Annotated in this window: 10 protein-coding genes; 4 read left to right on the plus strand and 6 right to left on the minus strand. The window is 52.5% G+C overall.

What is annotated here, in order from left to right; genetic code table 11:
• Positions 1–45: 45 nt before the first annotated feature.
• Together rnpA and rpmH are read right to left on the minus strand one after the other, a co-directional pair.
• A complete protein-coding gene (gene rnpA, locus ACT3T6_RS06635; protein WP_192526761.1) occupies positions 46–447 on the minus strand; it encodes a ribonuclease P protein component in 402 nt (133 codons plus the stop codon).
• 13 nt (positions 448–460) lie between these two features.
• Complete coding sequence (gene rpmH, locus ACT3T6_RS06640) at positions 461–595, minus strand: 50S ribosomal protein L34 (protein WP_172118745.1); 135 nt, start codon at positions 593–595, stop codon at positions 461–463.
• 532 nt (positions 596–1127) lie between these two features.
• Here rpmH and dnaA point away from each other — a divergent pair.
• From dnaA to gyrB, 4 genes are all read left to right on the plus strand, one after another.
• The gene (dnaA, locus tag ACT3T6_RS06645; protein WP_193053433.1) at positions 1128–2591 is read left to right on the plus strand and encodes a chromosomal replication initiator protein DnaA; all 1464 of its coding nucleotides are present in this window, start codon (positions 1128–1130) and stop codon (positions 2589–2591) included.
• A 58-nt stretch (positions 2592–2649) separates the two neighbouring features.
• Positions 2650–3753, plus strand: coding sequence for a DNA polymerase III subunit beta (dnaN, locus tag ACT3T6_RS06650; RefSeq protein ID WP_087106978.1), 1104 nt, complete (start codon positions 2650–2652; stop codon positions 3751–3753).
• Positions 3754–3850: 97 nt separating this feature from the next.
• Positions 3851–4954: a DNA replication/repair protein RecF gene (gene recF, locus ACT3T6_RS06655; protein WP_193053432.1), complete on the plus strand. Its 1104-nt coding sequence runs from the start codon at positions 3851–3853 to the stop codon at positions 4952–4954.
• Positions 4955–4993: 39 nt separating this feature from the next.
• Entirely contained in the window at positions 4994–7414 is a 2421-nt protein-coding gene (gene gyrB, locus ACT3T6_RS06660; RefSeq protein WP_193053431.1) for a DNA topoisomerase (ATP-hydrolyzing) subunit B, read from the plus strand.
• Between the two features lie 102 nt (positions 7415–7516).
• Here gyrB and gmhB read toward each other — a convergent pair whose 3' ends face one another.
• The 4 genes from gmhB to glyQ all read right to left on the minus strand — a co-directional run bounded on the left by gmhB (position 7517) and on the right by glyQ (position 12168).
• Positions 7517–8080, minus strand: coding sequence for a D-glycero-beta-D-manno-heptose 1,7-bisphosphate 7-phosphatase (gene gmhB, locus ACT3T6_RS06665; RefSeq protein ID WP_193053430.1), 564 nt, complete (start codon positions 8078–8080; stop codon positions 7517–7519).
• Positions 8081–8091: 11 nt separating this feature from the next.
• Positions 8092–8832 carry a hypothetical protein gene (locus ACT3T6_RS06670; RefSeq protein ID WP_193053429.1) on the minus strand — a complete coding sequence of 247 codons (741 nt, stop codon included), beginning with the start codon at positions 8830–8832 and terminating at the stop codon, positions 8092–8094.
• Positions 8833–9142: 310 nt separating this feature from the next.
• The gene (gene glyS, locus ACT3T6_RS06675) at positions 9143–11209 is read right to left on the minus strand and encodes a glycine--tRNA ligase subunit beta (RefSeq protein ID WP_192526756.1); all 2067 of its coding nucleotides are present in this window, start codon (positions 11207–11209) and stop codon (positions 9143–9145) included.
• Positions 11209–12168: a glycine--tRNA ligase subunit alpha gene (gene glyQ / locus ACT3T6_RS06680; protein WP_172118752.1), complete on the minus strand. Its 960-nt coding sequence runs from the start codon at positions 12166–12168 to the stop codon at positions 11209–11211. The genes glyS and glyQ overlap by 1 nt, the downstream gene beginning before the upstream one ends.
• Between the last annotated feature and the right edge of the window lie 101 nt (positions 12169–12269).

Below are 12269 nucleotides of genomic sequence, written 5' to 3' on the forward strand. Positions count from 1 at the left end.
AAGCCTGCCAAGCGGCAGGCCGAGGTCGAGCGGCGAGGTGTGTCGTCAAGTGTCACGTGTTACGCCATCAAGCGGTGGTGCAATTGATACCGTTTGCGCGTCACGCTGAAGGCGTTTCCACATACCATGCAACTGCCGACTAAGCGTTTCATTGTCGATATCCTGCACACCGCGCTTGGCTAATATCACAATATCCATGGAGGGAAGGTGATCCTGGCGAAGCCTGACGGACTCTCGGACTAGACGCTTAAAGCGGTTGCGATCTACAGCGCGCTTTGCATTTTTCTTGCTGACGATTAGTCCAATGCGAGGATGCCCTCGGGTAGTCATGCGCGCTAACGCCATCATACCTTTGCCATGAACTTTAAGGTCAGCTTGTTCAAACACGTGACTAAAATCCCCAGCGTTTAAAAGACGCAAACGCCGGGGAAAGCCTTGAGGCGGCACACGCAATCCGAGATCAGGCGCTCAGACGCTTGCGGCCTTTCGCACGGCGGCGAGAGATAACGGCACGGCCGTTTTTGGTTGCCATGCGAGCACGGAAGCCATGCATGCGCTTGCGTTTGAGAACGCTGGGTTGAAAAGTGCGTTTCATAACTCGTAATTCCCACGTGGTTTAGGACGGATGTGAATCCAAAAGACCCGGCCCAGTGAGGAAACTAGCCGGGGAGTTTCAATTCAAGACCGGAAATTGTAGAGGCTTCCCGCGCCGGGTGCAATTTTTCCTTGCATAAAAACCAACAAAAAGGCAGTGGGCATGGGGCCTGCCGGCTTTTTTACGCGAAAATCAAAACAGTTATTATTACTAATGAGGTTTTTAAATCTTGTTGTTATTAATAGTAGGGATACTATTTGTGGATAAGTGAATAATAAATAGGTTAATCAATATGATAAAATCATAAAAACAATGTGCATAAGTGTCGTATAAGCGGTCTATAAACTGTTGTTTTGATGTGCGTAGAGATGTGGAAAAACGCTAAAAACGGATCTGTCCCCACTCCATCAGCGGGTTGTCCCACGTGCTTACGATAAGTTGTCCACAGGCATAATTGTTAGCCAAACCCGTGTGGATAACCAAGCTTTAGAGCGCTACAATGGTCGGCCGTTTTCAACTGATGGTGAGATGAGTGTCACTCGCGCTTTGGCAACAGTGCCTGGACTACCTGCAGGACGAATTGAATTCTCAGCAATTCAATACCTGGATACGTCCCTTGCAGGCAGAAGAAGGAGAGTCCAATGAGTTGCGCTTACTGGCGCCTAATCGCTTTGTGCGCGATTGGGTGAGTGACAAGTATGCCAAGCGAATCAGTGAGCTGATCCGCGAGCTTGCGCCGTCTAAACCACCCAAAGTAAGCCTGACCGTAGGTAGCCGTCGTCCAGTAGCGGCAGTCCCCCAGCCGCGTGATTTGGGTAATCCTGTTTCCGCTTCAACCTCGGCGCCTTCAGTGCATACGCCCCCGCGCGGTGATATTGCCGATGAGCGTGAAATTGATCAGCTGCGTGAGCGTGAAGAAACGCCGCGCCGGCGGACTAATGAGCGTCAGGTCCAGGTCGAAGGTAGTCTTAAGCACGGCAGTGGGCTGAACCCAAATTTTACGTTTGATACCTTCGTGGAAGGTAAATCCAACCAACTGGCGCGTGCGGCGTCTCGGCAGGTTTCAGAAAATCCGGGTGGCGCCTATAACCCACTATTTCTATACGGTGGGGTAGGTCTGGGTAAAACGCACTTGATGCACGCCGTAGGCAATGCGCTGGCTGGCCGCCGGGAAAATGCCCGGGTGGTGTATCTGCATTCTGAGCGTTTTGTTGCCGATATGGTCAAGGCACTTCAACTTAATGCGATCAACGACTTCAAACGCTTTTATCGCAGTGTTGATGCGTTACTCATTGATGATATTCAATTTTTTGCTGGCAAGGAGCGCTCCCAAGAGGAGTTTTTCCATACCTTTAATGCGCTTTTGGAAGGCGGCCAGCAAATGATTCTCACCTCTGATCGTTATCCAAAGGAGATCAGTGGTGTTGAGGAGCGCCTGAAATCGCGCTTTGGATGGGGCTTGACGGTGGCTATTGAGCCGCCCGAACTTGAAACCCGCGTAGCCATCTTGATGAAAAAAGCCGACCAGGCCAAAGTTTATTTACCTCATGATGCGGCCTTCTTTATTGCTCAAAAAATTCGCTCGAACGTACGTGAATTGGAAGGGGCACTGAAAAAAGTGATTGCTGACTCACACTTTATGGGTAAGCCGATTACCCAGGACTTTATTCGTGAGTCGCTAAAAGATTTACTCGCGCTACAAGATAAGCAGGTGGGTGTAGATAATATCCAGCGCACAGTCGCCGAGTATTACAAAATCAAGGTGGCAGATTTATTATCCAAGCGACGCTCGCGCTCAGTCGCTCGCCCCCGGCAGGTGGCCATGGCGCTAGCCAAGGAATTGACCAATCATAGTTTGCCGGAAATTGGCGATGCGTTTGGTGGCCGTGATCATACAACGGTACTTCACGCTTGCCGCAAGGTGAAAGCCTTGCAAGAGGAGAGCGCGGATATTCGCGAAGATTACAAAAATCTGTTGCGCCTTTTAACCAGCTAAATCATCCATGGGATTGGCCTGCCGTCTGCAGGTTTTCAGGATATAAACCGGAGTGTTGATGAAATTTTCCATTTCCCGAGAGGCATTGCTGCGTCCGCTGACTCTGGTGGCAGGCGTGGTAGAACGGCGCCAAACGCTACCTGTACTGTCTAATGTGCTGATTCAGGTCGAAGGTGACCAGGTCGCACTAACCGGTACGGACCTTGAGGTTGAACTCATCGGGCGTACTGTCGCAAGCCAGGTTGACCAGCCAGGGGCGGCAACCGTGCCTGCTCGTAAGCTGATGGATATTTGTAAATCGCTGCCTGATCAGTCCGATATCCAACTGACCGTTGAAGATGGCCGAGCGGTGCTGCGCAGCGGTCGTTCACGCTTTACGCTCTCGACATTACCGGTCGCTGAATTCCCCAATATTGAAGATGCCGATAGCAGTCAGGAGTTAAGCGTTCCACGGGGCACGTTAAAGCATCTTATTGAAACCACATCATTTGCCATGGCGCAGCAGGATGTTCGCTACTATCTCAATGGCATGCTGTTGGAAATTCAAAGTAACTTGCTACGCACGGTGGCGACAGACGGCCACCGCTTGGCGATGTGTTCACGTCCTGTTGATGTCGCGGTTAGCCAGCCGCAGAAGCTGATTGTACCTCGTAAGGGTATTCTTGAGCTTTCGCGCCTGTTGGATGATAGCGATGAGCCGGTAAGCCTGACGTTGGGTTCAACCCATGTGCGTGCTCATACCGGTGATTTCACCTTTACGTCCAAGCTGATTGACGGGAAGTTCCCTGACTATGAGCGCGTCGTACCACGCAATGGCGATAAGGTGCTCATTGCTGAACGCGCCGAGTTGCGTCAGGTGCTGTCACGTACAGCGATTCTCTCCAATGAGAAGTATCGTGGTGTGCGCTTATACCTGGAAGAGGGCAACCTTAAGGTCATGGCGAATAACCCTGAACAGGAAGAAGCCGAAGAGAACGTGGCCGTCGAATATAACGGCTCTGCGATGGAAGTCGGCTTCAACGTGGGTTATTTGGTTGACGTGCTTAGCGTGCTAAATGAAGACAGAGTGCAAATAACGCTGGCCGACCCTAATAGCAGCGCGCTGCTTGAAGAGCCGGGTGGTGGCGATGCGCTGTATGTTGTTATGCCCATGCGGTTGTAATATAGCGTTTTATAAATGCCAAACGGGGCGGCGCTTCTGGTAGCAGGGGCGCCGCTTTCTCTTAGGAGGTGGTTACGCCTTTTACCCGAGTGTTTACATGAGCTTGAGTCAGCTTAACTTCCAAGGGTTACGGAATTTAGCGCCGCTGGATATGCATCCTTCTCGGGGGATCAATATCATCACTGGGCTGAACGGAAGTGGCAAAACCAGCCTGCTGGAAGGCATTCATGTTTTGGGAATGGGCCGCTCGTTTCGTACCCGTCAGCTAAAGCATGCCATCCAATCTGATGTGGCGCATATGACGCTCTACGGGCGCCTGAAAGGGGAGCCAGAGATTTCCATAGGGGTGCGCCGGTTACGGGCTCAGCGTGAACTAGAGCTGCGTTTGCGTGGGGATAAGGGGGTACGCTTGGCCGAGTTGGTCGAGGCGATGCCTTTGCAACTAATCAATCCTGACGCTTTTAGGCTTCTTGAAGGGTCTCCAGCCGGGCGGCGCGAGTTTCTTGACTGGGGAGTGTTTCACGTGAAACATCACTTTCTGGAAGCATGGAAGCGTACACGTCGAGCAGTGAAACATCGGAACGCATTACTCAGGCGTGGTAGAATAGACCCACAGGAAATGGCGGCCTGGGAACAAGAATTGGCGCTATGGGGCGAGGTAGTCGATAGGTTGCGGTTTGAATGGTTTAGTGAGTTTCTGCCTGTCTTTGAAGAAACGCTGAATGTACTTCTTCCATTACCTGGCTTAAAACTTAACTACGCTCGAGGATGGGACAAACAGAAAACGCTGGCTGATGTGCTTCAGGATAACCGAGTCACCGATCAGCAAAAGGGGTTTACCCAACAAGGCCCTCAGCGTGCCGATTTGCGTATCAGGCTTAATAAACAGCCTGCTGTTGAAGTACTTTCCAGAGGCCAGCAAAAGCTTGTGGTAAGCGCACTCAAGCTTGCCCAGGGGCGGTTTCTGGAAAGAACGGCACAGCGTCACTGCATTTATTTAATTGATGATTTGCCAGCAGAGCTGGATGTGCAACACCAACAGCGTTTCTGTCAGTTGCTTGAAGAGATGCAGTGTCAGGCATTTATTACCAGCGTCGACCCCGCCGCATTACAACCTATGTGGCAATCTAAAACCCTGGTTAGCATGTTTCACGTGAAACATGACCCGCAAGGGCTTGGCCAGTTGGTGCAAGATGGGTAGACGATACGGGACAAGACAGACTTCACGACGGAGTGGTCAATGAGCGAACAGGCTTACGATTCATCAAGCATCAAGGTGCTCAAAGGACTGGATGCAGTACGCAAACGTCCTGGTATGTACATCGGTGATACCGACGACGGCACCGGGTTGCACCACATGGTCTTCGAGTTGGTGGATAACTCCATCGATGAGGCTTTGGCGGGCCATTGTAGTGAAATTCGCGTGGTTATTCATGCCGATGAGTCGGTAACCGTTAGCGATAATGGTCGCGGTATTCCTACCGAGCTGCACGAAGAGGAGGGCGTCTCTGCCGCAGAAGTCATCATGACCGTGTTACACGCGGGCGGTAAGTTTGACGATAACTCTTATAAAGTATCTGGCGGTCTTCACGGTGTGGGTGTCTCCGTGGTTAATGCGCTTTCTGAAGAGCTACGCTTAACCATCTGGCGCCAGGGCGAAGTGTTTGAGCAGATTTATCACCATGGCGTGCCTCAGGCACCGCTTAGCGTGGTGGGTAAAACGGAAAAAACCGGATCACGTGTTCATTTCCGCCCTTCCCAGAACACCTTTGCTAATATTGAATTCCATTACGATATTTTGGCCAAACGTCTGCGTGAGCTGTCGTTTCTGAACTCTGGCGTTGCCATTCGGCTAATGGATGATCGCAGCGGTAAGGAAGAGCTGTTTCATTACGAAGGCGGCTTGAAAGCCTTTGTTGATCACCTCAACTCCAATAAAACGGTTCTGAACCCTGTTTTCCACTTTACTGCCTCGCGGGAGGACGGTGTTGAAGTCGAAGTGGCAATGCAGTGGAGCGACGTCTTTACGGAAAGCATCTTCTGCTATACCAATAATATCCCTCAGCGTGATGGCGGTACTCACTTGGCCGGCTTCCGGGCAGCACTGACGCGCACGATGAATAACTACATCGAAGCGGAAGGCCTGCTCAAAAAAGCCAAGGTAAGCACGGCGGGTGATGATGCTCGTGAAGGCTTAACGGCGATTGTTTCTGTCAAAGTGCCTGACCCGAAATTCTCTTCACAAACCAAGGACAAGCTGGTGTCCAGTGAAGTGAAAACAGCCGTTGAGCAGGAAATGGGCCGCCTGTTTTCTGACTACCTGATTGAAAAGCCAAACGAAGCCAAAGCAATCGTTAATAAAATGCTGGATGCGGCACGTGCGCGTGAAGCGGCACGTAAGGCCCGGGACATGACGCGGCGTAAAGGCGCGCTGGATATTGCAGGCCTGCCGGGCAAACTTGCTGATTGCCAGGAGAAAGACCCCAGTCAGTCAGAGCTTTACCTGGTGGAGGGCGACTCGGCCGGTGGCAGTGCCAAGCAGGGGCGTGACCGTCGCACGCAGGCCATTTTGCCGCTTAAAGGTAAAATCCTGAACGTCGAAAAAGCACGTTTTGACAAAATGCTTTCGTCAGCTGAAGTGGGTACGCTCATCACCGCGCTGGGCTGTGGTATCGGTCGCGAAGAGTTTAACCCCGATAAACTCCGTTATCACTCCATCATCATCATGACCGATGCGGATGTCGACGGTTCACATATTCGTACCTTGCTACTGACCTTCTTCTTCCGCCAAATGCCGGAGCTGATTGAGCGCGGCCATATTTTTATTGCCCAGCCGCCGCTCTATAAAATCAAGCGAGGCAAGCAAGAGCTCTACCTTAAAGATGAGCAGGCCATGGTCGATTACTTGACCACGACAGCGCTGGATGGCGCAGGTCTATACGTAAATGCGGACGCGCCGGGTATCTCCGGTTCGCAGCTGGAAGCCCAGGTAAACCAGTATCGCAACGTGATGAAGCGTATCGATCGCCTGGCACGCGTTTACCCGATTGAAGTATTGAAGCAGATCATCCATGTCACAGGATTGCAGGGCGAGGCGAGTCTTAAAGATCGTGTCACCATGGAAAACTGGATTGCTGAACTGCAAAAAGTCATGGATGACATGGTGGCCTATGAAGGCGGGCCGCGTTACACCTTCTATCTGAAAGAAGATGAGGAGCGTGGCTTGTTACTGCCTACCGTGTCGCTTATTGCGCATGGCGTGACTACCGAGTACGACTGGGGCCTGGACTTCTTTGAAAGTGCGGATTATCGGGCTATTTCAGCGCTGGGTGATACTCTTAATGGGCTGCTTGAAGAGGGCGCCTTTATTTCCCGTGGCGAGCGTCAGAAGCCTGTGGCTCACTTCTCCGAGGTGTTGCAGTGGCTAATGCAGGAAGGTCAGCGTGGCCTTTCGGTACAGCGCTATAAAGGGCTGGGCGAAATGAACCCAGATCAGCTTTGGGAAACCACCATGGACCCGGATAGCCGCCGTATGCTGCGTGTTACGGTTGAAGACGCCGTCGCCGCCGATATGATGTTTAACACCTTGATGGGTGATGATGTAGAGCCACGGCGTAACTTTATCGAAAGCAATGCCTTGGTCGCTAATCTGGACGTATAAGGCACCGAGCGAAGCTCGCATAACATGTTTCACGTGAAACATTGTTTGAAATGAAAAATGCCGCTGGCTTAAAGCCAGCGGCATTTTTTTGAGCTATAAAATTCAGCCGGATGAACGGGATAACAGCCAATCAACAAACTCGGCTAAATCTGTATAAACGTGGGCATTTTCCAGGCCTACGCCCTTGGCCAGTGTTTTCTCGCCTTTGCCAGTTTTTACTAATACCGACTGACAGCCACATGCTTCGCCCGCTTGCAGGTCGCGCAGGCTATCACCTACCATCCAACTGCCGGATAAGCTCGATAAACTTAGCGCACGCTGAATATCATGCAGCAAGCCCGGTAAGGGTTTGCGGCACTCGCAATCATCGGCGGGTCCATGCGGGCAATAAGCGATATGCGCAATGGTTCCTCCTGCGGCATTGACCAACGCATTTAGACGGTCATGCATTTGACCGAGAACGCCTGCATCGTAATAACCGCGGCCAATGCCCGACTGATTCGTGGCTATCGCAACGGTGTAGCCGGCTTGGGATAATTTAGCGATAGCATGGATGGAAGAAGGGTAGGGCAGCCACTCTTCGAGTGACTTTATATAGGCGTCAGAATCCTGATTAATGACGCCGTCACGATCAAGAATAACCAGCTGCTCGGGGGAGATAGGCATTGCGCGTTCCATTAAAGACGCTGATTAAGCATCGCCAACGCCTGCAACGTGACGCTAATTTTGCGGCCATCACTACCCAGGTATTTAAATGGGATTTTTTGCAAGCGGAGTAGTTTGGGCAGCGTTTTTTTAAACTGCTCTCGAACTTCCTGCCGGGCGCTGTGCAATCCATCAATCAGCGCAGGGGTTAAACGTTCGATTTGCATCGGTGATTTAGAGAGTTTGCCATAGAGTGAAAAGATAAAGCAGTACCAATCGCGCACCATACAGTTGATTGGGGTATGTACTTTACCTGGATCCGTTTCAAAATCGATAAAGACAGTTTGGTCGTGGGTGATAAGGATATTGCGTGCGAACGCTTCACTCAGGTAGCAATTGCGCTCATGAACCGCGTTGAGTGCCTGAATGCTTTGACTAAGCGCTTTATCCACTTCCTCAACACTGCTCGCCTTTTTGAGCTTTTCCAGCAGTGTCACCGCGGGTTGTTCAGGCGACCCTGCATCCGCTAAAAGAAGGGCTTGAGGATTTTCGGCCAGGATGACGGGAACGGAGATACCTGCTTCACTTAAGGCTCTAATCCGTTGGGCCTCGGTGAAAATACTTTGCTCGCCGCCCAGGTTGGGGACCGGCTTTAACGCTTCAATATTAAACCATGCAGCCAATAACTTGAGCGGCGCATAGGCAAGCTGCGAGTTCCGTTTGGCGGCACGTTTTAACCACACCTTTTGGCCATTCAGCGTATGGGAAGCCATGCTAGCCTGTTGCTGGGGAAATGACGTACACAGGGCAACTCCAGAGTGCTTATGCACCCAAGCAATAACACGCATTACGTCTACAAAGGGGAATTAACGCATCAGGAAAACTTTATTTTAGTAAAAATCGATTATTTTTTCACGGTGTTTCACGTGAAACAAACCAGCAGCGCGTGAAGAGACCTTCAAAGAGGAGCGTCACGATTATACGTCACAGCCAGAAATGAGCGCGCTAAAAGGCAGGTAGGGGAAGGAGTGATAAGCGTGCTGCCGGTGGCATAAAAGCCACCGGCAGACGGTCGAGAGAGCGTTATTGGGGGAGCAGCGAAATATCAGCAACTTCCAGGAACAGTGCCTGAAGGCTCGCCAAAAGAGCAAGACGGTTATTGCGCACTGCTTCATCATCCGCCATGACCATCACCTGATCAAAAAATGCATCAACGGGTTCACGAAGCGTCGCCAGTACATCCAGCGCTTGCTGATAATCACCGGTACCAAACAGCGGGGCTACCTGCTCCTGGCGGCTGGTAACGGCCTTGAATAGTACCTGCTCGGCTTCCTCTTGCAGCAGGCTCGGGTCAACCTGAAGGTTGCCGTTGTGATCCTGCTTGCTCAGAATATTGGTCACGCGCTTGTTAGCGGCGGCTAACGCAGCTGCCTCTTCACGTTGAGCAAAGGCTTTCACCGCGCGCAGCCGGCGAGCGAAATCGAGCGGGTTGGTGACCGGGCGTGCACGCACCGCTAGGTACATCTCGGCGCTAATGCCTTCTTCCTGACCCCAAGCGCGGAAGCGATCCAGCATATAGGTCAGCACGTCCTCTACCAGCCCCTCAGCCTTGGGCAGCCCCTGATGCTGCTGAGCGGCGGCATCTAAAAGCTCGCGCAGATCAAGATTCAGCTCGCCCTTGATCAGGATATTCAACACGCCAATTGAGGCGCGGCGCAGGGCGAAGGGATCTTTTGCGCCGGTTGGACGCTGACCAATACCAAAGATACCTACCAGGGTGTCCAGGCGATCCGCCAAGGCCAGCGTTTGCCCGGTCAGGCTTTGCGGAATAGCATCGCTGGCAAAGCGTGGCAGGTACTGCTCTTCAATCGCTTGAGCAACATCCGCAGGCTCGCCGTCCTGCTCGGCGTAGTAGCGACCCATAATGCCCTGTAACTCAGGGAACTCGAGCACCATTTCGGTGACCAGGTCACACTTGGCAAGTGCCACAGCACGCTGTGCATTGGCAACGTCACCGTTGATCTTCTCAGCAATGAAAGTGGCAATAGCGGTGGTACGACGTGCTTTGTCGGCCAGTGTTCCCAACTGCTGCTGAAACACTACGCTTTCAAGTTGCGGAATGCGCGAAGCCAGGCTCTGCTTACGGTCGGTATCGTAGAAGAAGGCGGCATCCGCCAGGCGCGGACGAATGACTTTTTCGTTACCCGAAATTACCTGTTGTGGATCAGCGCTATCGATATTGGAGATAGTGATAAACAGCGGTTTGAGCTTGCCCTGGTCATCCAGCAGGTGGAAGTACTTTTGATTGGCCTTCATGGAGGAGATCAAACACTCCGCCGGGACCTCCAAAAAGCGCTCATCGAAACTGCCGGTAAGTGCGACCGGCCACTCCACCAAACCACTGACCTCAACGAGCAGGGTTTCGTCGATAACGGCATTGGCGTCCTGTACTTCCGCTTCGGCTAGTACTTGCTCGCGAATGCGTTCGCGACGCAGCTTGCGGTCCGCCAATACGTAAGCGTTTTCGAGCGTGGCCAGATAATCATCGGCGTGCTCAAGCTGAATCGCATTGGGGGCGTGGAAGCGGTGGCCATAGGTGGTGCGGCTAGCCTGTAATCCCAGCACTTCTGCGGCAATGACATCGCTGCCGTAAAGTGCGACCAACCAGTGCACCGGGCGGGAGAACTCAATACGTGATGCCCCCCAGCGCATATTTTTAGGTACAGGCAGGCCCTGAATGGCTTTACGCAGAATCTCGGGCAGAAGTGCTTGAAGGCTCTCACCCTGCTGCTGTTCGCGGTAGCCAAGCCAAGTGCCTTTGTCTGTTTCCAGGTGAATTAGCTCATCGACGCTAACACCACAGGAACGAGCGAAGCCTTCGGCTGCTTTGCTTGCAACACCGTCTTTAAAGGCGGCGGCCAGCGCCGGACCACGACGCTCTACCTCGCGGTCCGGCTGTTTATCGGCAAGCTCGCTGACCTTGACGGCTAAACGGCGAGGTGTGGCGTAAGCGGTCACGTGCTGGAAAGGAATCTCGGCCTCTTGCAGGCCTTTTTCAATCCCCGCAGCAAACGCGTCAGAGAGTGCATCCAGCGCCGCGGGTGGCAGCTCTTCGGCGCCCAGTTCTAATAAAAGCGTATCAACAGCCATTATGCATCTCCCTGATCGGCAAGTAGTTCGCGGCGAAGCGCTTCTGGAGCCATGGGGAAACCTGCTGCTTTACGCGACTCAAAGTAGGTATGGGCAACATCCCGCGCCATGGTGCGCACGCGCAGAATAAAGCGCTGACGCTCGGTTACCGAAATAGCGTGACGGGCATCCAGAAGGTTAAAGGTGTGTGATGCCTTGAGTACCTGCTCATAAGCAGGTAAGGGCAGGTTGGCGGTCAGCAGCTTGGCACACTCACGCTCCTGGTGATCGAAGGAGGCAAACAGCTGATCGACGTCGGCATGCTCGAAGTTATAGGTCGATTGCTCACGCTCGTTCTGCAGATACACATCGCCATAGGTGACTTGGCTACCGTCCGGGGCAATCGCCCATACCAGGTCGTAAACGCTGTCAACGTTTTGCAGATACATGGCAATCCGCTCAAGACCATAGGTCAGCTCACCGGTAACGGGGTAGCACTCAATACCGCCCGCTTGCTGGAAATAGGTGAACTGGGTAACTTCCATCCCATTGAGCCATACTTCCCAACCCAGGCCCCAAGCGCCCAGTGTTGGCGATTCCCAGTTATCCTCAACAAAGCGCACATCGTGGATCAGTGGGTCCAGGCCTAAACGCTTTAGTGAGCCAAGATAAAGGTCCTGCAGATTACTTGGCGATGGCTTCATGACGACCTGAAACTGGTAGTAGTGCTGCAGGCGATTGGGGTTTTCGCCATAGCGGCCATCGGTTGGGCGGCGAGAAGGCTGAACGTAGGCCGCGTTCCAGCTTTCCGGGCCGATTGAGCGTAGGAAAGTAGCGGGATGAAAGGTGCCCGCGCCAACTTCCATATCAAGAGGTTGGAGAATGACGCAGCCCTGTTCTGCCCAGTACTGTTGCAGAGCAAGGATCAAGCCTTGGAAGGTCGACACATCAGGTGTCGATTGGTTTGTCGAGACACTCATCGCAGAAAGCACCGTTGGCCATGAATTCATAAGCCGTCAAGTATACAATCCTAGGCAGATGGGTTATAGGCACATAAGCCAACAGAACCGCTTTTGGTTAA

Origin of the sequence: Halomonas sp. 72 (assembly GCF_052379785.1) — a bacterium.
GTDB classification, from domain to species: Bacteria; Pseudomonadota; Gammaproteobacteria; order Pseudomonadales; family Halomonadaceae; genus Vreelandella; species Vreelandella citrativorans.

Bases quoted from the DNA above. Each gene is read 5' to 3' on its own strand.
- rpmH (WP_172118745.1), bottom strand. From the start codon at position 595: ATGAAACGCACTTTTCAACCCAGCGTTCTCAAACGCAAGCGCATGCAT.
- dnaN (WP_087106978.1), top strand. From the start codon at position 2,650: ATGAAATTTTCCATTTCCCGAGAGGCATTGCTGCGTCCGCTGACTCTG.
- recF (WP_193053432.1), top strand. From the start codon at position 3,851: ATGAGCTTGAGTCAGCTTAACTTCCAAGGGTTACGGAATTTAGCGCCG.
- gyrB (WP_193053431.1), top strand. From the start codon at position 4,994: ATGAGCGAACAGGCTTACGATTCATCAAGCATCAAGGTGCTCAAAGGA.
- gmhB (WP_193053430.1), bottom strand. From the start codon at position 8,080: ATGCCTATCTCCCCCGAGCAGCTGGTTATTCTTGATCGTGACGGCGTC.
- ACT3T6_RS06670 (WP_193053429.1), bottom strand. From the start codon at position 8,832: ATGGCTTCCCATACGCTGAATGGCCAAAAGGTGTGGTTAAAACGTGCC.
- glyS (WP_192526756.1), bottom strand. From the start codon at position 11,209: ATGGCTGTTGATACGCTTTTATTAGAACTGGGCGCCGAAGAGCTGCCA.
- glyQ (WP_172118752.1), bottom strand. From the start codon at position 12,168: ATGAGTGTCTCGACAAACCAATCGACACCTGATGTGTCGACCTTCCAA.